The sequence below is a fragment of the Actinoplanes sp. NPDC026619 genome (genome assembly GCF_040638295.1).
In the GTDB taxonomy this organism is placed as follows: domain Bacteria; phylum Actinomycetota; class Actinomycetes; order Mycobacteriales; family Micromonosporaceae; genus Actinoplanes.
Genome location: NZ_JBEZYA010000003.1, coordinates 328,142 through 349,716 on the forward strand (window position 1 = coordinate 328,142; position 21,575 = coordinate 349,716).

At 70.8% G+C, this 21,575-nt stretch carries 18 protein-coding genes; 4 read left to right on the forward strand and 14 right to left on the reverse strand.

Features of this window, described 5'->3' with window-relative positions:
- Positions 1–4 precede the first annotated feature (4 nt).
- Genes AB0E90_RS09885 through iolC form a run of 5 tightly spaced genes read right to left on the reverse strand, consistent with a single transcriptional unit; the run spans position 5 to position 6,207 of the window.
- Complete coding sequence (locus AB0E90_RS09885) at positions 5–1,501, reverse strand: CoA-acylating methylmalonate-semialdehyde dehydrogenase (protein ID WP_360402201.1); 1,497 nt, start codon at positions 1,499–1,501, stop codon at positions 5–7.
- 8 nt (positions 1,502–1,509) lie between these two features.
- Positions 1,510–3,378 carry a 3D-(3,5/4)-trihydroxycyclohexane-1,2-dione acylhydrolase (decyclizing) gene (gene iolD / locus AB0E90_RS09890; protein ID WP_360402203.1) on the reverse strand — a complete coding sequence of 623 codons (1,869 nt, stop codon included), beginning with the start codon at positions 3,376–3,378 and terminating at the stop codon, positions 1,510–1,512.
- On the reverse strand, positions 3,375–4,271 hold the full coding sequence (iolB, locus tag AB0E90_RS09895) for a 5-deoxy-glucuronate isomerase (protein WP_360402205.1): 897 nt from the start codon (positions 4,269–4,271) through the stop codon (positions 3,375–3,377). The genes iolD and iolB overlap by 4 nt, the downstream gene beginning before the upstream one ends.
- A complete protein-coding gene (locus tag AB0E90_RS09900) occupies positions 4,268–5,137 on the reverse strand; it encodes an aldolase (protein ID WP_360402207.1) in 870 nt (289 codons plus the stop codon). Before AB0E90_RS09900 ends, iolB begins: the two co-directional genes overlap by 4 nt.
- A gap of 41 nt (positions 5,138–5,178) precedes the next feature.
- Complete coding sequence (gene iolC / locus AB0E90_RS09905) at positions 5,179–6,207, reverse strand: 5-dehydro-2-deoxygluconokinase (protein ID WP_360402209.1); 1,029 nt, start codon at positions 6,205–6,207, stop codon at positions 5,179–5,181.
- A gap of 215 nt (positions 6,208–6,422) precedes the next feature.
- Here iolC and AB0E90_RS09910 point away from each other — a divergent pair, with 215 nt between their 5' ends.
- Together AB0E90_RS09910 and AB0E90_RS09915 are read left to right on the forward strand one after the other, a co-directional pair.
- A complete protein-coding gene (locus tag AB0E90_RS09910; RefSeq protein ID WP_360402211.1) occupies positions 6,423–7,175 on the forward strand; it encodes a GntR family transcriptional regulator in 753 nt (250 codons plus the stop codon).
- 205 nt (positions 7,176–7,380) lie between these two features.
- The gene (locus AB0E90_RS09915) at positions 7,381–9,096 is read left to right on the forward strand and encodes a serine/threonine-protein kinase (protein ID WP_360402213.1); all 1,716 of its coding nucleotides are present in this window, start codon (positions 7,381–7,383) and stop codon (positions 9,094–9,096) included.
- Positions 9,097–9,145: 49 nt separating this feature from the next.
- Here the strand turns inward: AB0E90_RS09915 and AB0E90_RS09920 are convergent, their stop codons facing one another.
- From AB0E90_RS09920 to AB0E90_RS09930, 3 genes are all read right to left on the reverse strand, one after another.
- Positions 9,146–9,751: a GNAT family N-acetyltransferase gene (locus AB0E90_RS09920; RefSeq protein ID WP_360402215.1), complete on the reverse strand. Its 606-nt coding sequence runs from the start codon at positions 9,749–9,751 to the stop codon at positions 9,146–9,148.
- Between the two features lie 73 nt (positions 9,752–9,824).
- The gene (locus AB0E90_RS09925) at positions 9,825–11,342 is read right to left on the reverse strand and encodes an APC family permease (protein ID WP_360402217.1); all 1,518 of its coding nucleotides are present in this window, start codon (positions 11,340–11,342) and stop codon (positions 9,825–9,827) included.
- A 38-nt stretch (positions 11,343–11,380) separates the two neighbouring features.
- Entirely contained in the window at positions 11,381–12,031 is a 651-nt protein-coding gene (locus AB0E90_RS09930) for a GPP34 family phosphoprotein (RefSeq protein ID WP_360402219.1), read from the reverse strand.
- Between the two features lie 459 nt (positions 12,032–12,490).
- Here AB0E90_RS09930 and AB0E90_RS09935 point away from each other — a divergent pair, with 459 nt between their 5' ends.
- Positions 12,491–13,252 carry a class III extradiol ring-cleavage dioxygenase gene (locus tag AB0E90_RS09935; protein WP_360402459.1) on the forward strand — a complete coding sequence of 254 codons (762 nt, stop codon included), beginning with the start codon at positions 12,491–12,493 and terminating at the stop codon, positions 13,250–13,252.
- Positions 13,253–13,334: 82 nt separating this feature from the next.
- Positions 13,335–14,330 carry a TerC/Alx family metal homeostasis membrane protein gene (locus AB0E90_RS09940; protein WP_360402221.1) on the forward strand — a complete coding sequence of 332 codons (996 nt, stop codon included), beginning with the start codon at positions 13,335–13,337 and terminating at the stop codon, positions 14,328–14,330.
- On the opposite strand, the gene AB0E90_RS09945 is transcribed toward AB0E90_RS09940, so the two are convergent.
- The 6 genes from AB0E90_RS09945 to AB0E90_RS09970 form a co-directional block, all read right to left on the reverse strand.
- Positions 14,327–14,584, reverse strand: coding sequence for a hypothetical protein (locus AB0E90_RS09945; RefSeq protein WP_360402223.1), 258 nt, complete (start codon positions 14,582–14,584; stop codon positions 14,327–14,329). The genes AB0E90_RS09940 and AB0E90_RS09945 overlap by 4 nt on opposite strands.
- 174 nt (positions 14,585–14,758) lie before the next feature.
- Entirely contained in the window at positions 14,759–17,545 is a 2,787-nt protein-coding gene (locus AB0E90_RS09950; RefSeq protein ID WP_360402225.1) for an AAA family ATPase, read from the reverse strand.
- Between the two features lie 126 nt (positions 17,546–17,671).
- Positions 17,672–18,292 carry a hypothetical protein gene (locus AB0E90_RS09955; protein ID WP_360402227.1) on the reverse strand — a complete coding sequence of 207 codons (621 nt, stop codon included), beginning with the start codon at positions 18,290–18,292 and terminating at the stop codon, positions 17,672–17,674.
- A 9-nt stretch (positions 18,293–18,301) separates the two neighbouring features.
- On the reverse strand, positions 18,302–19,510 hold the full coding sequence (locus AB0E90_RS09960; RefSeq protein ID WP_360402229.1) for an ABC transporter permease: 1,209 nt from the start codon (positions 19,508–19,510) through the stop codon (positions 18,302–18,304).
- An 85-nt stretch (positions 19,511–19,595) separates the two neighbouring features.
- Complete coding sequence (locus AB0E90_RS09965; RefSeq protein ID WP_360402231.1) at positions 19,596–20,333, reverse strand: ABC transporter ATP-binding protein; 738 nt, start codon at positions 20,331–20,333, stop codon at positions 19,596–19,598.
- A complete protein-coding gene (locus AB0E90_RS09970) occupies positions 20,330–21,532 on the reverse strand; it encodes an HlyD family efflux transporter periplasmic adaptor subunit (protein WP_360402233.1) in 1,203 nt (400 codons plus the stop codon). Before AB0E90_RS09970 ends, AB0E90_RS09965 begins: the two co-directional genes overlap by 4 nt.
- Between the last annotated feature and the right edge of the window lie 43 nt (positions 21,533–21,575).

Below are 21,575 nucleotides of genomic sequence, written 5' to 3' on the forward strand. Positions count from 1 at the left end.
ACCCTTAGCTAGCCGTCGGGAAGTGGAGGGAAGCGCCGGACGCGTGATCCACGTGCGGCCACCGCGAGGTCACGACCTTGCCGCGGGTGTAGAACGAGACCCCTTCGGGCCCGTGGACGTGCTTGTCGCCGAACAGCGAGTCCTTCCATCCGCCGAAGGAGTAGTAGGCCATCGGCACCGGGATGGGGACGTTGATGCCGATCATTCCGACGCGTACGCCGCGCTGGAATCGCCGGGCGGCCTCGCCGCTGCTGGTGAAGATCGCGGTGCCGTTGCCGTACGGATTGCTGTTGATCAGGTCGATCGCAGAGTCCACGTCGTCGGCGCGCACGGTGGACAGCACCGGCCCGAAGATCTCCTCGGTGTAGACGTCCATCGACGGCTGCACCTGGTCGATGACGGTGGGCCCGACGAAGAAGCCGTTCTCGTGCCCGGCGACGCGCAGCCCGCGCCCGTCGACCAGCAGCTTCGCGCCCTGCTTCTCGCCGCTGCCGATCAGCGACTCGATCCGCTCCTTGGCCGCCGCGGTGACCACCGGGCCCATCTCCGAGCTCGGGTCCCGGCCCGGCCCCACCTTCACCTCGGCGGCCTTGCGCGACACCAGGTCCATCAGCGCGTCACCGGCGCTGCCGACCGCGACCGCGGCCGAGATCGCCATGCACCGCTCGCCGGCCGACCCGAACGCCGCCGCGACCAGGTGCTGGGCGGCGAAGTCGAGGTCGGCGTCGGGCAGCACGATCGCGTGGTTCTTGGCGCCGCCGAGGGCCTGCACCCGCTTGCCGTGCGCGCTGCCCTCCTGGTGGATGTAGCGGGCGATCGGGGTGGAGCCGACGAACGAGACGGCCGCGATGTCCGGGTGCCGCAGGATCGCGTCGACCGCCTCCTTGTCGCCGTGCACCACGTTGAACACGCCGTCCGGCAGGCCGGCCTCGCGCCACAGCTGCGCCACGTAGTTCGACGCGCTGGGGTCGCGTTCGCTCGGCTTGAGCAGGAACGTGTTGCCGCAGGCGATCGCGACCGGGTGCATCCACATCGGCACCATGGCCGGGAAGTTGAACGGGGTGATGCCGGCGCACACGCCGAGCGGCTCGCGGAAGCTGAACACGTCCACACCGGTCGACGCCTGGTCGGTGTAGGAGCCCTTGAGCAGCTCCGGGATGCCGCAGGCGAACTCGATCACCTCGAGCCCGCGCTGCACCTCGCCGGCCGCGTCGGACAGCACCTTGCCGTGCTCGTCCGAGATGAGCTCGGCGATGTCGCCGACCCGCGCGTTGACCAGCTCGCGGAAGTTGAACAGGATCTTCGTGCGCTTGCTGAGCGACGCCTGGCTCCAGGACGCGAACGCCGTCTTGGCCGCGGCGACGGCCACCTCGACATCGGCGGTGGAGGCCAGCACGACCTCGTGCTGTTGCTCACCGGTCGCGGGGTTGAAGACGGGTCCGCGGCGGGAGCCGGAGCCGGCGGTGAATTCCCCGCCGATCCAGTGCTCGATGGTTGACATGTGAGTCCTTAGAGGTAGTGCCGCTGGTCGCGCTTCGCCGCGTCGTAGACCTCGCGTGCGGCTTGCGTGGAGGACAGATCAGAGATTTCCGGTACGGGGACGTCCCACCACGATTCCGAGGAGGGCACCGGCGACAGCGGGTCGGTCTCGATGTGCACGACCGTCAGCCGGTCGGCCTCCCGCGCCCGTTTCAGGCCGTCCCGCAGGTCGGCGATGGTGCGGCAGCGGATCACCGAGGCGCCGAGGCTCTCCGCGTTGGCCGCCAGGTCGACCGGCAGGTAGCCGCCGTCGTAGTCCCCGGTCGCGCCGCGGTAGCGGTAGCTGGTGCCGAACCGCTGCGAGCCGAGCGACTCGGACAGCGCGCCGATCGAGGCGAAGCCGTGGTTCTGCACCAGGACGACGATCAGCTTGATGCCCTCGGACACGGCGGTGACGATCTCCTGCGACATCATCAGGTAGGAGCCGTCGCCGACCAGCGCGTACACCTCACGCGACGGGTCGGCCATCTTGATCCCGAGCGCGCCGGCGATCTCGAAACCCATGCAGGAGTAGCCGTACTCGACGTGGTACTGCTTCGGATCGTTCGACCGCCAGAGCAACTGCAGGTCACCGGGCATGCTGCCGGCTGCCTGCACCACCACGTCGCGTGCTGCGCACGCTTCGTTCACCGCCCCGATCACCTCGGCCTGAGCGGGGAGAGGGCTGTGTCCCATGTGGTACGCCGAATCCACCGCGACCTGCCACTCGGCGACCCCGACCCGATAGCCGGTCGGGAACTGCTTGCCGTCCAGGGCCGGGAGCAGCTCGGACAGCCCGGCGCGGGCATCCGCCACGATCGGGAAGGCGGACTGCTTGGCCGCGTCGAAGCCGGTCACGTTGATGTTCACGAACTTCACGTCCGGGTTCCGGAACGCCGTACGGGAGGCGGTGGTGAAGTCGCTGTATCGCGTGCCGACGCCGATGATGACGTCGGCGTCGCGGGCCAGCCGGTTGGCGACCGGGGTGCCGGTGGCGCCGACGCCGCCGACCGAGTTGGGGTGGTCCCAGCTGAGTGCGCCCTTGCCGGCCTGGGTGTCAGCGACCGGGATGCCGGTGAGCCGGGCGAACTGGTCGAGTTCGGCCGACGCCTCGGAGTAGATGACGCCGCCACCGGCGATCAGCAGCGGCCGTTCGGCGTTGCGGATCACCTCGGCCGCGCGCTGCACGGCCACCGGTTCGGCGACCGGGCGGGCCACGTGCCAGACCCGCTTGGCGAAGAGCGCGTCGGGGAAGTCGTACGCCTCGGCCTGCACGTCCTGGGGAAGACAGAGGGTGACCGCGCCGGTCTCGGCCGGGTCGGTCAGCACCCGCAGCGCCGCCAGCAGCGCCGACGGCAGTTGCTCGGGCCGCCAGATCCGATCGAAGAACCGGGAGACCGGCCGGAACGCGTCGTTGACCGAGATGTCGTAGGAGCGCGGGTCTTCCAGCTCCTGCAGCACCGGCGAGGCGGCGCGGGTGGCGAAGACGTCGGAGGGCAGCAGCAGCACTGGCAGCCGGTTGACGGTGGCCAGGGCCGCGCCGGTGATCATGTTGGTCGAGCCGGGGCCGATCGACGCGGTGCAGGCCATCGTGGACAGCCGGTTCTTCATCCGCGCGAACCCGGCCGCCGCGTGCACCATCCCCTGCTCGTTGCGCGCAAGATGGTAAGGAAGATCGACTGTGTCTGTTCCAGCGGCGCCGGTCCGCTGCGCCTGCAGCAGTGCCTGGCCGATGCCGGCCACGTTGCCGTGACCGAAGATGCCGAAGCAGCCCGCGATCGTGCGCTGTTCCACCCCGTCCCGCTCGGTCCACTGGCTGGCCAGGAACCGGACGACGGCCTGGCCGACGGTGAGCTTCACGGTCGTGTCCTCTCTTTGCTGGAAGTGAGCGGCAGGCGCTCGTCGATCGGCACGCCGGCCCAGGAGCCGCGCACCCAGCCGTGCTCCGGGTCGTCGCGCACCAGCCACTCCCGGGCGCCCGGCCCGGCCATGACGTTGAGGTAGTAGAGGTCGTAGCCGGGGGCGGCCATCGACGGGCCGTGCCAGCCGTACGGGATCAGCACCACATCGCCCGAGCGCACCTCGGCGCACACCTCGATCGGGCGGTCCGGATGCCCGTACACCCGCTGGTAGCCGCAACCGGCCGTGCCGGCCGGCGAGGGCGAGACCTCGTAGTAGTAGATCTCCTCCAGGCTGGACTCCCCCGGGCCGGTCTCGTCGTGCTTGTGCGGCGGATAGGACGACCAGTTGCCGCCCGGGGTGAGCACCTCGCACGCGATCAGCCGGTCCGCCTCGAAGCTCTCCGGGGTGCAGAAGTTGTTGACCTGCCGGCTGGCCTGCCCGGCCCCGCGCAGCTCCACCGGCACGTTCTCGGCCGGCCCGTAGCGGAACGGAAGCCGCCGGTCGGCGCGGGCCGCGGGCAGCGCGAACCGCCCGCCGTTGGGCGCCCGCACGGTGACCGCGGACTCCTTCGGCACGTACGCGAAGTCGGTGACCCGGGAGAACACCGACCGCCGCCCGGTCAGCGTGACCCGCTCGTCGTCGCAGGTCACGTCGCAGCCGCCGGTCAGCGGCAGCACGAGCATCTCGTCCGGCCCGGTGAAGAACCGGGCCCGCGCCCCGATCGGCAGGTCGAGCACGCGCAGCCCGCTGTACCGCCAGCCCGCGTTCTCCGGCGACACCACCGTCTCGAACGGCTTGTCGGCCACGCTCCCCCGGCGCATCAGCGGATTGACCCTGGCCCGCATCGTCATAGCAGCTCCACCGCCCGGTCCACCGCGTCGGCGACGCCGCCCTTCGCGGGGTAGAGCAGGGAGCGCCCGATGACCAGCCCCTGCACGGTGGGCTGGCTGAGCGCCTTGGCCCACTGCGCATAGGCGGCCGCGGCGTCGTCGGAAACCTCACCGCCGAGGATCAGCGCCGGCAGCGTGGTCGCCGCCATCACCCGCTCCATGTCCGGCACCACCGGAACCTTCAACCAGGTGTACGCCGAGGTCGTGCCGAGCCCGGCCGACACCGTCATGGCGCGGATCATCGACTCGGTGGTCAGGTCATTGCGCACCCGCCCGTCCACCCGGTGCGAGATGAACGGCTCCACCATCGCCATCCGCCGGTGCGCGGCCAGCGCGCTGACCGCGTTGCCACAGGCCTGAAGGGTGGCCACCGTCCCGGCGTCGTCCGGGTCGATGCGCAGCAGCATCTTGCCGCCCTCGAAGCCGGCCGCCGCGATGCTCCCCGCGTCGTAGGCGGTGAACCGGTCGTCCATCTCGAACGAGGTGCCGGCCAGGCCGCCCCGGTTCATCGAGCCGATGACAACTTTGTCGTCGAGCGCGCCCAGCAGCAGCAGATCCTCGAGGATGTCCGGGGTGCCGAGCACGCCGTTGACGCCCGGCCGGGCGAGAGCGGTACGGATCCGGTCGAGCAGGTCGACCCGGTTGGCCATCGCCAGCGGGTCGGCGCCGGCGCGTAGCGCTCCCCGGGCCGGGTGGTCGGCCGCAATGATCATCAGCTTGCCGTGCGGCCCGAACAGACTTGCCGGCCGTCGCCGGGCCGCGGCAGCGGCGGCGATGGCATCCGGGCGCTGAGTGCGCAACGCGAGAAGGTCAACCAGTTCAGGCACCGCAAACCTCCTCGACAGTGATGGCGTCGGAACGATCGGACTCAGGCACCGGGTGCCTCCTCACCGATCGGCGCACGGACGCCGGAGCCGGCGATCGCTCCGGGGAAGTGCGCCGGCTCCGGCGGTTTCTCCTCGCCGAGCAGCACCCGCACCTCGGATTCGGTGGGCATCGCGTCGGCGCAGGACAGGCGCGAGGCGACGATGGCTCCCGCAGCGTTGGCGAAGCGCATCGTCGCCTCGAGATCCCAGCCGGCCAGCAGGCCGTGGCAGAGGGCGCCGCCGAACGCGTCGCCGGCGCCGAGGCCGTTGACCACGTCGACCGGGACGGGCGGCACCTCCACGCGCTCGCCGCCCTTACGCGACGCGAGCACGCCTTTCGGGCCCTGCTTGACCACGGCGAGTTCGATGCCGGCCGCGTGCAGGGCGTCGGCGGCCCCGGCCGGGGTGCGCACGCCGACGGCGGTCTCGGCCTCGTCGAGGTTGCCGACCGCGACGGTCGCGAACGGCAGGGCCTCGGCGTACCACCGGCGGGCCTCCTCGCGCGAGGACCAGAACATCGGCCGGTAGTCGAGGTCGAAGACGGTGATCGCGGCCCGGTCCCGGGCATGCAGGGCGGCCAGCGTCGCCGAGCGGGACGGCTCGGTGGACAGGCCGGTGCCGGTGATCCAGAAGATATCGGCGGCGCGGATCGCGTCGAGGTCCAGTTCGGACTCGTGGATCTCCAGGTCGGGGGCCTTGGGGAAACGGTAGAAATACAGCGGGAAGTCGTCCGGCGGGAAGATCTCGCAGAACGTCACCGGCGTCGGCAGCGCCGGAACCGGCGTCACGAAGCGGTCGTCGACGCCGAAGCCACGCAGCGCGTCGTGCAGGAACTCGCCGAACGGGTCAGCGCCGGTGCGGGTGATCACGGTGGCCCGGCGACCGTAGCGGGCGGCTGCGACGGCCACATTGGAGGCACTGCCACCCAGGAACTTCTCGAAGGTGCGCACCTCGCGGAGCGAGACCCCGATCTGTTGTGGGTACAGGTCGACGCCTATGCGTCCCATCGTCAGTACCTCGTCGGCGGGCATGCTGATCCTTCCGGCGAATGTTCACAAATTGGGCACGCGTCAGCGTGCCGAGTGCCGTGCTCGTTACGGCGCGATGAAGAAGTGATTGAAGCCGTCGGTAGCCGACCGGCGACGCTAGGTTTGCTGCCCTCGATGTAATAACGTGAGGTCTCTTACGTCAATACTTTGTCCTGACAAAGTCTTGAGCGCTCATCGATGTCCATTGGGGGAATGTCGTGACATCCGATCCAACCCCGGTGCGCCCGGTCGAGGTTGACCGGACCAGCCCGGTGCCGCTGTATTACCAGGTGGCGACGCGTTTGCAGGAGCTCATCGAGTCGGGTGAGATCGGTGTCGGCGACCGCATCGAGAACGAGGTGGACCTGGCCGACCGGCTCGGCGTCTCCCGCCCGACGACGCGCCGGGCGATCCAATACCTCGTCGAGCGCGGCATGCTCGTGCGCAAACGGGGCGTCGGCACCCAGGTCGTGCACCCCAAGGTGCGGCGCCCGGTCGAGCTGTCCAGCCTCTACGACGACCTGATCGCCGGCGACCAGGAACCCCACACGGTCGTCCTCGACCTCAAGATCGTGCCGGCCGACACCGAGGTGGCCGCCGCGCTCAACCTCGCCCCCGGCGCCGAGGTGACCTGGATCGAACGCCTGCGCTACGCCGGCGGCGAGCCGCTCGCCCTGATGCACAACGCCATCCCGCTCGACGTGCTGGACTTCAAGCCCGAGGAGCTGGCCGCGCGTGGCCTCTACGAACTGCTGCGCCGGGCCGGCCACGTGCCGCGGATCGCCACCCAGATCATCGGCGCCCGCACCGCAACCGCCGGCGAGGCCCGCATCCTGGGCGAGAAGCGCGGCGCCTCACTGCTGACGATGACCCGCACCGCGTGGGACGACCGGGGCCGGGCCCTGGAGTACGGCAGCCACCTCTACCGGGCGAGCCGCTACAGCTTCGAACTCAACCTCTCCGCCGGCTGACCGATTTTCACCAGCGGCGAACGTGAGGCTGCATCCGGCATTACTCGCATGCCCGAAACACCCGTAGAACGACCAGGAGCACGCAGGGTGACGGTCAGCTGACTCGACTGACCCTGTGTGAGAGAACGGGCGCTGCAAGTTGCTTGCCGCCGAGATCGATACGGACGATCGTCGTCGCCCCCGATCTCGGAAGGACGGCGCTCACGTGCAGTCATCCCCCTCCACGAGTGGCGACGACGCCGCTGCCACGGCCGACCTGAGCGGCCGCTGCGTCGGTAACTCCTATGTGCTCGTCTGCCCGGTCGGGCACGGCGCGACCGGCACGGTCTGGCGCGGCATCGACCGGGCCACCGGCGAATACGTGGCGGTGAAGCTGCTCCACGAGGGACTGCTGCGGCAACCGAAGCTGGTCATCCGCTTCGTGCAGGAGCGCACGATCCTGATGATGATGCGGCACGAGAACATCGTCGGCGTGCGCGACCTGTTCAGCGTCGGCGGCTCGCTCGCCCTGGTGATGGACTACGTGAGCGGCGGAAGCCTGCGCACCCGGCTGCAGAGCGCCGGAACGCTGCCGCCGGCCGAGGCCGCGAGCCTGCTCGCCCAGGTCGCCGCGGCGCTCACCCAGGCACACGAGATGGGCGTGGTGCACCGCGACGTCAAGCCGGACAACATCCTGCTCGAGGTCGCCGAGGACGGCCGACACGAGGTGCGGCTGACCGATTTCGGTATCGCCCGGGTCCTCGACGGGGCCGGTCTCACCACGCCGCAGGCGATCGTCGGCACGCCGCACTACATGGCGCCCGAGGCGATCCAGGGCGAGGCCGAGCCGGCGTCCGACGTGTACGCGGCCGGCATCGTGCTGTTCGAGCTGGTCACCGGTCGTCCGCCGTACGCCGGTGAGCCCCTCGCGGTGCTGCGCCGGCACCTGGAGGAGTCGCTCACGCCGCCGCCGGGCATGCCGCCCGCGGTGTGGTCGCTGATCGAGTGGTGCGTGGACAAGGACCCGGCCCGCCGCCCGTCGGCCGGCGAGCTGGGCGCCGCGCTGCGGGATCTGGCGCGGCAGGTGGCGGGCGTGGCCGCATTGACGTCGGTGACGGCGGCCGGCGAGACCGGGCTGACCGAGCAGCTCGGCGGCCCGCATCCGTCGATCCGCCGCCCGGCCCGCCGCCGGCCTCCGCGCAACGGCCCGCGGTCCTGGATGTTCCGCCGCCACGGGCTGATGGCCACCCTGGTCACGGCGGCCGTGGTGCTCTCCGGTCTGGGTGGCTTCAACGCGTGGAAGCTGCTGAACACCCCGGACGGCCCGGCGGCGGCGATCGGGCGGCCCGCACCCGCACCCGCACCCAGCGGCCCGGTGGCGGGAGGCGCGGCCGGAGCGGCGGGCGCGGCCGGAGCGGCCGGCCTCGCGTCGGCGAAGCCGCTCCCCCAGGCGCCCGCCCTGGTCGCCGGGCGATTACCGGCCGGAGCGTCGGAGCTCGGCCCGCGGTCCACCAGGCCGGCCGCCCGGGCCTCGGTGGGGGTGTCCGCCGGTCCGGTGCAGGCGGGGGCGGGCGCGCAGGTCGAGTTCGGGCCGTGGCAGTGCGGCGACGAGTACAGCTGGAACCTCGGCCACCCGGTGCTGGCCCGGCCGTGCCACGCGGCGGGACCGTCGGTGCGGGTGATCGGCCAGATCGAGGCGGCGCCGGGCATCCAGGCCGACGTGTCGCTGACGGTGCGGGACGCGACGAGCGACGAGGTGGTAGCCGGCCCGTACACCTGCAAGGGTTTGATGTTCACCGATTTTGCCTTGAAGCACAGCTGCGGGCCGGCCGACCTGGACCCGCCGCGCGGCGGGCGCTACGTGGTCGCGGAGAGCTGGCGTTACACCGAGCGGCCGCTGCTGCCGGCCGGCAGCGCCCGGGGCCCGGAATTCGAGTGGTGACGCGGAAAGGCGCGGCCGGACGGTGGCCGCGCCTTTCGTTGCAGGGGTGTCAGCCCTTGCGCCACATCCGGAAGAAGTTCGTGCCGTCCGGAAGCGGCATTTCGAACGTCTCCATGTCGACGTAACCGGTGCGACGGTAGAGACGGACGTTGTTCTCGTTCGTCGCCTCGAGGTACTGCGGAACGCCCGCCGCGTCGAGCTCGTCGTGGGTGCGCTTCATCAGCTTCCCGCCCAGACCGTGCGCCTGGTGGTCCGGGTGGACCGCGAGGAACGCGAGGTGCCAGTGCGGGTCGTGCGGGTGATTCGCGGCGAACAGCTCGTCGAGCGCCTGGAACCGGTCGAGATAGTCCCCGGCGAGGGCAGCCAGCCGCTCCTCGTAGTTCGGCGGGTCGGGCGCCTCGCGGGTGTAGTCGAACCACACCGCGGTGGCGGCGTAGCCCGAGCCGGACGGGTCGTCGATGACGTCGACCCGGCCGTAGTTGTGCGCGTGCTCGGTGAGCAGGCCGAAGTAGTCGGAGTGCACCTTCAGCCGGTCCGCCGGCGACGGCACCAGGTACACGCAGGCGCCGAGGTGGAAGAAGGACAGGCTGACCAGCTCTCCGACCGCGGCGAGCTCGTCCTCGCGGGCCGGGCGGATCTCCGGGTATTCCGTCACGCCGATTCTCCGCTTCGCTCCGAATCGGCGCGACAAACCGTGCCCAGCCTGATGGTTCGCTCGCTGCGCCCGCTCACGCGTTGCTCTCCTGGTCGCCACGGAGCGCCGCCGCGAAGCCGCCGCCGGTGCTGGCGGCGGTCGCGCTGCGGGCGCCCAGGCCGATGCCGGAGTAGACGTCCGGGCGGCTGCTGCGCAGCACCAGGGCCCACAGGACACCGGCGAGGGTGATCAAGGCGTAGGCCAGCGGCACGACCCAGGTGGGGGTGCTGCCCGGCTCGACACCGAACAGGGTGGCGATGTTGGACAGCGCCAGGTAGCTCATGACCAGCAGCAGGATGGTGCCGACGACCGGGGCGCCGATGCGGTGCCAGAAGTCCTCGCCGGTCGGGTTCTTGGCGAAGTAGCCGATGACCGCGATCGAGGTGACCGTGATCAGCAGCAGGACGCCGATGCCGCCGGCCGAGCCGCCCCAGAAGAACATCTGGACCAGCGGGTCCCAGCCCATGACCGCGAAGAGCACCAGGACGATCAGGCCGAGCGCCGACTGGGCGAGCGAGCCGTTCTTGGGGGCGCCGGTGCCGGGCACCGTGCGGCCGAAGGCCCGCGGCAGCACGCCCTCGCGGCCGAGCGAGAAGGTGTACCGCGAGATGATGTTGTGGAACGAGATCATCGCGGCGATCAGCGAGGTCAGGAACAGCGCGTGGCCGAGGTGGATGGCCGCGGTGCCGAGCTGGTCGGACGCCACGTTGAAGAACAGGTCGGGGCCCTCGTTGCCGGCCCGGCCGATCACGTCGTCACCGGCCGACGAGATCATCGCCCAGGCCGCGAAGCCGTAGAGCAGGGCGATCAACGCGATGGAGATGTAGGTGGCCCGGGCCACGGTGCGGCGCGGGTCGCGGGACTCTTCGGAGAACACCACGGACTGTTCGAAGCCGACGAAGCCGGTGATCGCCATGGCGAGCAGTGCGCCGGAACCGGCGCCGACCAGGCTGCCCGGGTCGACCGCGGCGGACGAGGCGTGGAAGTCCGACGAGAAGAGGTCGGAGAAGCTGAACACCACGACCAGGATGATCTCGGCGACCAGCAGGGTGGCGAGCACCTTGCCGTTGACCGCGACGTCGCGCACGCCGAGGACGGCGGTGATCGCCCAGCAGACCAGCGCGAGGACCCACCACTGGATGTCGACGCCGAACCAGTCCTTGAACAGCGGCTGCGCGATCGCGCCGAAACCACCGTAGGCAGCGATCTGGAAGCAGTTGTAGGCGAGCAGCGCCAGCCAGGCGGCGCCGACGCCGACCGGCCGGCCGATGCCCTGCGAGATGTACGCGTAGAAGGCGCCCGCGTTGGCGATGTGGCGGGACATGGCGACGTATCCGACCGCGAAGAGCGCGAGGACGACGGCCATGGCGATGAAGGCAATGGAAATGCCGGTCAGGCCGGTGACCGCGAGGCCGGTGGGCACGACGCCCGCGACCACGGTCAGCGGCGCGGCCGCGGACATGACGAAGAAGACCACCGCTGCGACGCCGAGGCGATCGCGGGCCAGTGCGTTCGACAACTGGCTTTGCGGGGGTGATGCGGTGGTGGACACGCGGGTCTCCAGGAGGGGGTGAGGGGGTGTTGTGGGGGTTAGGCGCGCCGGGCCATGACGGCGTCGCCCACCGCGGCCTCGGTGTGCGCGACGAGGTCCTGGAGCATGGCCGGAAGGCGGCGCCGGAACTGGTCGAACAGCTGCCCGCGGCCACGGGCGTCGAGGGTGAGGAAGACGTGCTGGTCGAGGCCGGTGCCCAGGATGAGGCCGGCGAGGACCAGGTCGGGGACGTCGAGCAGCTCACCGCGCCCGATGAAGGTCCGGATGCGGGTGGCGGGCCAGCCGGCGACCATCGAGTCGGCCGGGACGAACGACACCTTGCTGCCCAGCAGGCCGCGTTTCTCCTGGCGGATCAACAACCCCGCCCGGGAGAGGCGGCGCTCGACGAGATCGGTGGCGATGCCGGTGGCCAGGAAGGAGATCCAGTCCCGGATGGCCCGATGGTGGCCCTCGCGCAACAGCTGGTCGAGGACCGCGGTGGTAGCCGGATCACCGGTCGGCCGATCGTCGATGAGCTGGAGCTTCCCGTCGACCAGATCCAGCCTCCGCCAGAAAACGAGCTCGCCGATCAATGCCGCTGCGAGCCCGAGGCCAAGGGTGGCCGGCGTCAGCAGGGACTTGCCTTTGACCGTGTCGTGCGCGGTCAGAAACAGATCATCGGCGAGGGGGAGCTGCGGCGACGACGCCACTGCGGGCCCTCCTTATGCGGTGCGGTTGCTACATGAAAATGTTACCGACGGTAATGGTCGTCGGTCGTCGCTATTGGTTACGGTGAGCGCCCCCCTGCGCAACATCGCGTAGCATGCCAGCGCCGCGCGCAAGTTGCAACGTCCTATGCGGAGGAAGTTTTCTTGACAACTGTCCGAATCAGAAACGCATTCGTTCCAATGCTTCTGACCAGCGACGCTTAAACTTTCTTCGATTGCTTGTAAAGCGAATTTAACGCACGTACGAGTTACCCCCCGTCGATCATGTCGATCGACGTTGATGCCCAAAGTTGGCAGCAATCAACTGATAACGGACAGTATTGATGATCGCCAACGTCTACTCTCCGTAATGATGACCGGCAGTTAGTTGACGACGCAAATAAGTGCGCGTACGATTAGCTCACTTAGTTGAAGCTTCAACGGAGGTCCACCGTGAGCCGCATGCCCGCCCTGTTCCTGAGCCACGGCGCTCCGCCCCTGGTCGACGACGCGCGCTGGGTTGCCCAGCTCCAGCAGCTCACGTCCGGCCTGCCCCGCCCGAAGGCGATCCTGATGGCCTCCGCGCACTGGGAATCGGCGCCGCTGATGCTCGGGGCCACCGAGACCGTGCCGCTGGTCTACGACTTCGGCGGCTTCGAGCGGCGCTACTACGAGACGAAGTACGCCGCGCCCGGCGCCCCCGAGCTGGCCGCCCGGGTCGAGAAGCTGATGCCGGACAGTGAGCACGTCACCCGCACCAACCGCGGCCTCGACCACGGGGCGTATGTGCCGTTGACCGTCATGTACCCCGACGCCGACATCCCGGTGCTGCAGATGTCGCTGCCCACCCTCGAGCCCGACCGGCTGCTCGACCTGGGCCGGCGGCTCGCCCCGCTGCGTGACGAGGGCGTGCTGATCGTCGGCTCCGGCTTCACCACGCACGGCCTGCCGTTCCTGCGCGACTGGCGGCCCGACGCGGCCGCCCCCGGCTGGTCGCGGGAGTTCGACGCGTGGGCCGCCGAGACCCTGGCCCGCGGCGCGATCGACGAGCTGGCCGACTTCCGCGAGCGGGCGCCCGGCATGCCGTGGGCACACCCGACGATCGAGCACTTCGCGCCGATGTTCCTGACGCTGGGCGCGTCCGACGATCCGGAGCGGGCGCCGGAGCAGCCGATCGACGGCTTCTGGATGGGCCTCGCGAAGCGGTCTTTCCAGGTCGCTTAGGCCATCCTTCAGGTACCTCCCAGGCTAACCGGGGACAATTCAAAGGAATCACCCCGCTTCACCAGCCCGGAGGTTCTGATTAATGCTTGAGGTCACCGCGCTCGGCTGGACGCTGACCATCGGTGTCATCGTCGCCCTGCTCGCCCTCGACCTGACCCTCGGCGTGCTGCGTCCGCACGCCGTCGGTTTCCGTGAGGCGGCCGCCTGGTCCGCCTTCTACATCGGGGTGGCGGTCGCCTTCGGCGTCGTCTTCGGCATGGTCGCCGGCTGGGACTTCGGCGCCCAATACTTTGCCGGCTACATCGTCGAGAAGAGCCTCTCGGTCGACAACCTCTTCGTCTTCGTGATCATCATGTCGACGTTCGCGGTGCCGGAGAAATACCAGCAGGAAGTGCTGACCTTCGGCATCATCATCGCGCTGGTGCTCCGGGTCATCTTCATCGCGCTCGGCGCGACGCTGCTCAACCTGTTCTCGTTCACCTTCCTGCTGTTCGGCCTGCTGCTGATCTGGACGGCCGTGCAGCTGTTCCGGCATCGCAACTCCGACCCGGACATCGAGGACAACCCGGTGGTCAAGGCCGGCCGCCGATTCCTGCCGCTGACCGACGACTACGTGGGCGGCAAGCTGCTCACCAAGGTCGGCGGCAAGCGGATGTTCACGCCGCTGTTCCTGGTCCTGATCGCAATCGGCGGTTCCGACCTGCTGTTCGCGCTCGACTCGATCCCGGCCGTGTTCGGCGTGACCGACGAGGCGTACATCGTCTTCATCGCGAATGCTTTTGCCCTGCTCGGCCTGCGAGCCCTGTTCTTCATGGTCAAGGGCCTGCTCGACCGTCTGGTCTATCTGTCGACCGGGCTGTCGCTCATCCTGGCCTTCATCGGCGTCAAGCTGGTGCTGCACTGGGCGCACAAGGACATCAGCGACTCGGTGCCCGAGGTCAGCATCGGGCTCTCGCTCGGCGTGATCGTCGTGGTCCTGGTGGTCACCACGGTCCTGAGCCTGCTCAAATCACGGAAAGACCCGGACGCGAAAGCCCATGCGGGCAGCGTCCGGGCCGGATCGTCGGTGGAGGACTAACCGAGGTAACCGCCCAGGCCGGCCGTCTCCCGGCGGCTGGCCTGCTGGCGCTCGAGGTCCTGGCGGTAGAGGATCGCCCGGATCTCCCGGGTCTCCTCGCTGCTGTGCCGGCTGATCAGCTCGTCGAGCTCGGCCCGCTCGGCGGTGGTGCGGAACGACGCGAGCTCGTCGGCGAGCCGGCGGTTGGCGATGCGCATGGTCCGGCGGTTGGCCAGAACGGTAAGGGCGTCGCTGATGCTGCTGGAGAGCTGCATGGTGGCGGGTCTCCTTCACGGATCGTAGTGGCGATAGGCTTCGTCGCCTTCACCAACAACACTCCACTCTCGTCGCTTCAAACCCAAATCCATCAGGTAAAACTCTGGATCCAAAAGTGACCCGGGCCACGAGTTTCTTGTAGCCGGGGTCACTCTCTGTCGACATTCTCCTGGTCAGGCCGTCGTGGTGACTTCGGACACCTGGGGCGGGATGTCCGTCGATTGAAGACGGGACAGCAACTGGGTGCGGCTGCGGACGCCGAGCTTGCGGTAGACCCGGGTCAGCGTCGCCTCGACGGTCTTGACGCTGAGGTAGAGCTGGGTGGCGATCTCCCGGTTGCTGGCGCCGTCCCGGACCAGGCCGGCGATGCGCAGCTCGGTCGAGGTGAGGCCGAGTTCGGGCAGGGGGGCGCCGGGGGCGGTGTTGCCCTCGGTGCGGGCCAGCGCGCGTTCGGTCTGCTCGGCCCACGGCTTCGCGTCGGCGGCCAGGAAGATGGCCAGCGCGGCGCTGATCGCCATCCGGGCCGCGGCGTAACGGCGCCGGCGTCGTTCGGCTCCACCCTGGACGAGCAGCGCGTGCGCCTGCTCGATCGGCTGGTGCAGCTGCTCGAAGTGCTGGGCCGCGGCCGCCGACAGCACCACCGCCGAGTCGGCCTGGCCGCTCTCGGAGAGCACCACGGCGGTGGCCCGGTCGAGGTACCCCAGCGTGGCCGGGCTGTTGCCGAGCCGATGCGCGGCGGCCCGCGCCTCGGCGAGGGTGGACGCGGCCTCGGCGTGCTCGCCCAGCGCGGCCAGCCCACCGGCCAGGTCGCCGTGCCAGCGCACGATCATCGGGTCGGCGCCGCCGGAGTCGGCCTCGAGGTCGCGCAGCCGGCGCAGCGCCGCGACGCCGGCCCGGGTCTCCCCCGCCCGCAACTCGGCCTGGCCCAGCGCGTGCAGGTTGCGCCGCAGGAACAGGCTGTCCCCCTCCTGCTCGCTGGCGCGCACCCCCCGGCGGGCGAACCCGGCCGCGGCGGCGAGGCTGCCGCCGGCCAGCTCGGCAACGGCAGCGGTGTACCAGGTGGGGCCGGGGCTGAGGCCGGCGTGCTGGGCGGCGTCGACGGCGCGGTGGGCGTACTGCAGGGCGTCGCGGCAGCGGCCGGCCCGGGTGGCCACCTCGGACAGGCTGCGCAGCACCTCCACCCGGGCCTCGCCGATCCGGTCGTGCTCGGCCACCACCAGCAGTTTGAGCAGCTCCTCGCGGGCTTCCTCGAGCCGGTCGTCCATCATCGCGAACCGGGCCGCCATGTAGCGCGGACCGTAGTGCAGCCAGTCCGGCGCCGGGGTGGCCGGCAGGTCGAGGGCCTGGTGCAGCGTCTCGATCCAGCGCGCCTCGCCGCGCAGCCGCTGCACCTGGGCGATCAGGCTGAGCGCCATCGCCTCGATGGTGGGGTCGCCGGCCTGCCGGGCGGCGTCGACGGTGCGGCCGGCCTCGGTCGCGGCCCGGTCCGGGTCGCCGGTGAGGAAGGCGGCCCAGGTGAGCCGCAGCCGGATCGGGGCGATCAGCGCCGGGTCCGCGCCGGCCTCGGCGAGCGCGGCCGCGAACGTCTCCCCCAACTCGGCGATGCCCTGCCCGGCCAGGTCGAGCAGGACGAGCCGGGCGCGCACCCGGTGCCCGGCCGGCGCGTCGGCCGCGATCACCGCCTCGGCGGCCCGGCCGGCCAGCGCCGACGACCCGCCGGTCAGCGCGGTGCGGGCGGCCACCACCAGCCAGTCGAGCCGTTGCGCGGCCAGGGTGTGCGGGCAGCGGTCGGCGGCGAGCAGATAGAGCTCGGCGGCGGCGCGGCCGGCGCCCCGGTCGGCGCACCGGTCGGCCGCCGCCGCGAGCGAGCGGGCCACGGCCGCGTCCGGCCGGCTGGTGCGCAGCGCCCGGTGCCGCAGCGCCTCGAGCGGGTCGATCGCGCCGGCGGCCAATGCCGTGTGCGCGGCCGACCGCTCGGCCGCGGTCGACTCCTCGGCGAGGACCTGGGCGATCAGCGGCGGGGTGAACCGGATCGTCTCGCCGTCCACCTGGACCACCTCGGCGGCGACCGCCAGCCGCAGGTCACGCCCGGCGTCGTCGCGGCCGGCCCGCAGCAGCACGGTGCTGGTCGGCTCGGTGGCCAGGGCGGCGACCAGCAGCGTCGTGGTCACCTCGGCGGGCAGCGCCTGCACCCGGTCGCGCAGCAGCTCGCGCGCGGCCTCCGGGACCGGGCCGGGCCGCCAGGCCGGGCCGGGGGCGACCGCGCCGCCGAGCGCGAGGGCGAGGAACGGGTTGCCGGCGCTGGCCTCGTGCATCCGGCTGGCGATGCGGCAGGGCAGGCCGCGGGCCTCGAGCAGCGCGGTCAGGTCGTCGGCGTCGAGCGGCGGCACGGCCAGTTCGAGCACCGGGGCCGGGCACAGCCGGGCGGCGCGGCGCTTGCCGGCCGGGTCGGGGCGGCGCTGGGCGGCCAGCACCCGCACCTTGGGGCCGGGCCGGCGGCGCATGGCGAAGCCGATCATCTCGGCCGACTCGGCGTCGAGCCACTGGGCGTCGTCGACGACGAGCAGCACGGCGCGGCGGCGGGCGCAGTGGGCCAGCAGCAGCGGCAGGACAAGGCGGCGGACCAGCGCGGCCGTGCCGCCCCGGGGCGGCAGGCCCTGCCGCAAAGCATTGAGAGCCGCACGCTGGGCGGGTGGCAGCGCCGCGGCGGCGTCTTCCGGCAGCTGCGACACGAGGTCGGCGATGGCGGCGTACGGCAGGGAACGCTCCGTGCGCACCGGCCGCAACCGCAGCACCAGCTCACCACGCGCGGCCGCGGTCGAGGCCACCGCGTCGAGGATCACCGTCTTGCCGATGCCGGCCGGGCCGTGCAGGGCGACGCCGCCGCCGGTGGAAAGCCGAATTTCGACGGCGGCAAGCAGCGCACCGCGGCCGCGGATGATGGTCGCGTCGGGCTCCACGCGAGTCACACCCCCTAGGTCCGAGCTGGCTACAGCGTAGGAACCCAGGGGGCGGCCATCAATGCCTTCGGTGATGACAAGATATTGACCTTGTCACATATGAACTTCTGTACGTATCGATGCGTACTATTTAGCCCCGGCCGTGACCGAGGTGGCGGTGACCGTGCCGTCGGTGCCGGTCGCGCCCTGCACGGTGATCGACTGACCCGCCTTGACGTCGGAGACCTTGCCCTTGCTCGCGGTCGAGACGGTGGTCTTGCCGTCGGTCTTGACCGTCACCACGTCGCCGTCGGTGGTCTGCACGTAGATCGTCGATCCGTCGACCAGTTTCACCGTGCCGGTGGTGCCGGCCGCCGCGGTGGTGGCGCCCGCGGCCGGGGCGCCCTGCCCCTGCTGACCGGTCCCGGTGCCCCCACCGCCGAGGTTGCCGCCGCCGTAGGCGCCGGCGCCGTTACCGCCGCCGTACCGGCCCGCACCGGTACCGGTGCCGCCGCCCGGGAAGGTCCCGGTCCGGCCGCCGGCGTTGGTGGTGCTGGTGCCCCAGTTCTTCTGGGCCTGCAGGCCGCCGGCGAAACCGCCGACCAGCAGGACGACCGCGGCGAGCACGATGGTCGCCTTGTTCCACCACTTCTTCGGCGCCGCCTTGGCGAGCTCCTGCGCCAGGCTGTCGTCGCGCGGGTCGTCGAGGTCCGGATCGGCCGGGAGGGTGGAGATGATGGCGGTGTCGTCATTGTTCAAGGGAGTCACAACGGGTCCTCACTCGTAGCGCAGCGCGTCGATGGGACGCAGCCGGGCGGCGCGGCTGGCGGGCAGGCCGCCGAAGAAAAGTCCGATGGCGATGGACACGCCCAGGGCGAGCCCTACCGAGCTGGGCACGATCACCGGTTTGACCCCGACGATGTCGAAGTTGCTGCCGATCAGCGCGGCCGCGACGCCGAGCAGGCCGCCTATCACGCTCAACAGGGTGGCCTCGATCAGGAACTGGTTGAGGATCACCCCCCGCTGTGCGCCGAGCGCCTTGCGGATGCCGATCTCCCGGGTCCGCTCGGTGACGGTCACCAGCATGATGTTGGTGATGCCGATGCCGCCGACCAGCAGACTGATCGCGGCGACCGCGCCGAGCAGCGTGGTGAACGTGTCGGCCGTCTCGGTCTGCGTCGCCAGCAGCTGCGACGCGTTCTGGATCCGGTAGGCGCTGGTGTTCGAGCTGGTGGACGACGTCGAGGCGGTCAGCCGCTGGTCGAGGATCGTGGACACCTCGGACTGCACCGTGTCGACCTTGCCCGGGTCCTTGGCCTCGACCAGGATCGAGCTGAGCGCGCCGTAACCGGTCAGCACCTGGCGGACCGCGTTGAGCGGCGCGATCGCGGTGTCGTTGGCGTCCTGCGCGCCGGTGGAGCTCTTCTCGTCGAGCACCCCGACCACGGTGAACAGTGCGCCGCTGACGGTGACCTGCTTGTCGATCGGGTCGAGGCCGGGGAACAGTTCCTCGGCGACGGTCTGGCCGATCACCACGACCCGGCGGCCCTGGGCCACGTCGTCCGCGCTGAACGTGGCGCCCTCGCCGACCGGCGTGTTCGACGCCTTGAACCAGTCGGTGGTGGTGCCGACGAACGTGCTGACGTCGTGATCGGTGCCCTCGTAAGTGATGGTCGCGGACGAGCTGACCACCGGCGACACCGACGCCACGTCGGGCGCCATGCTCTGGTCCTTGAGCGCGTCGGCGATCTCGGTGGTGAGCGACGTGTTGGACGACCCGCCGCGGTTGGTGCTCATCACCGTGATGGTGTTGGTGCCGAGCGCCTCGATCCGGTCGCTGACCGCCTTGGCCGAGCCGTTGCCGACCGCGACGAGCAGGATGACCGAGGCGACACCGATGAGGATGCCCAGCATGGTGAGCGCGGACCGCAGCTTGTTGGCGGACAACCCACGCAGCGCGAAGCGAACGACTTCTCGAAAGCTCATGCTGCGCTCACCTCTGGCATGCCCTTCTGGCCCTCGCCGGCGAGGGCGCTGCCATGTGCGGCTGATTGCCGCTCGGTGCAGGCGTTCATGCCGTATGCCGTCCCGCGAAGGCGCCGACCGGGCGCTGGTTGAGTGGCGACTGCCGGTTGTCCTCGACGATCTTGCCGTCGACCAGGCGGATCAACCGCTTGGCGCGGGCGCCGACCTCCGGCTCGTGCGTGATGATCACGATGGTGCGGCCGGCCGCGCTGAGGTTGTCGAAGACGTTGAGCACGTCCTCGGTGGAGTGGCTGTCCAGGTTGCCGGTGGGCTCGTCGGCGAGCAGCAGGGCCGGCTCGGTGACCAGGGCCCGGGCGACCGCGACGCGTTGCTGCTGACCGCCGGAGAGCTGGTTCGGCTCGTGCCTGGCCCGGTCCTGCAGGCCGACCACGCCGAGCGCGTCCATCGCCCGCCGGCGCCGCTCGCGCGGTTTCACCCCGCCGTACGCGAGGGGAAGCTCGACGTTCGCGACCGCGGTCGTGCGCGGGATGAGGTTGAAGGACTGGAAGATGAACCCGATGAGCCGGTTGCGGGCCAGGGCCAGTTGCCGGTCGCCGAGCTTGCTCACGTCCACCCCGTCCAGGTGGTAGGTGCCGTGGGTGGGCACGTCGAGCGCGCCGAGGATGTTCATCAGGGTCGACTTGCCGGAGCCGGACGAACCCATGATGGCCACGTAGTCGCCGCGTTCGACGACGAGCGACACCCCGGCCAGCGCGTGGACGGTCGCCTCGCCCTCGCCGTAGATCTTCTGGAGGCCGCGGACCTCGATGACCGGCCGCGTCATCGCCGGGTCCCGGTGCCGCCGCCGAGGTTGCCGCCGCCGCCCGGCGCGCCCCCGCCGCCGAAGTTGCCGAAGCCACCGCCCTGCTGGTTGGTGGTCGTGGAGGTGGTGGAGGTCTTGAGCACGACCGCCTCGCCGACCGTGACACCGGAGGTGATCTGGGTGGCCTCGTCGCCCTCCAGGCCGATCTCGACCTGGCGGGTCTCCTGCGTGCCGTTGGTGACCACCGTGACGGTGTGCCGGGTGCCGACCGTGGTCACGGCGGCCGAGTTGACGAAGGTGGCGTCGGCCACCGTGCCGGTGGTGACCGAGACCGACACGGTCTGGCCGACCTTGGCGCCGGTCGGCACCTTGTCCAGGGTCAGCGTGACGCCGTAGGTCACCACGCTGTTGCTGGTGGTGCCGGACGGGTCGATCGCGGTGACCTTCGCGGTCGCGGTGGTGCCGGACAGCGCGTTCCAGGTGACGTCGGCGGCCTGCTTCTCCTTGAGCTTGGTCGCGTCGGCCTCGGCGAAGTCGGCGGTGACCTGCATCTTGGTCAGATCGGCGATCTCGACGAAGCCGGACGACGAGGAGCTCGACGAGGAGGTGGAGGTGCTGCCTCCGCCGGTGCTCGATCCGCCGCCACTGCTGCTGCCGGACGACGAGGAGCTGCTGCCCGAGGAGGAGCTGCCGAGTGTGCCGTTGACGGCGGTGACCGTGCCGGCCATCGGGGCCTTCAGCACGGTGCCGTCCACCCCGGCCTGAGCGCTGTCGACGGTGTCCTGGGCCTGGGCGACCTCGTTCTCGGCGGTGGAGGTGTCCGACCCCGCGTCCTCGGCCCGGTCGAGGGCGTCGTTGGCGGCGTCCAGATCGGTCTCGGCGGCGTCCAGGGTGCGCTGCGCGTCGGCCGGATCGACCTTCGCGAGCAGCTGTCCCTTCTTCACCACCGAACCGACCTTCACGTAGATCGCGGTGACCGTTCCGCCGGTGACGAAGCTTCCGGTCGCGGTGGTCGCGCTCTCGACGGTCCCGTCCGCGGACACGGTCTTGGTGACCGTGCCCTGCTGAACCGGAACCGAGCGAACCGAGGCGTTGGCGGCCGTCGTGGTGTCCGGTCCTGACAGGGTCTCGTACGCCCAGAAGGCCCCGGCGACGAGGGCGACGCCGAGGGCGGCGTTGACCGCCACCGAGGGACGTCGCAGGTTAAGGCGCGCTGGCATGCGGGACACTGTGGTGGGGTGGCCTGGGAGGATCTTCGTCGGA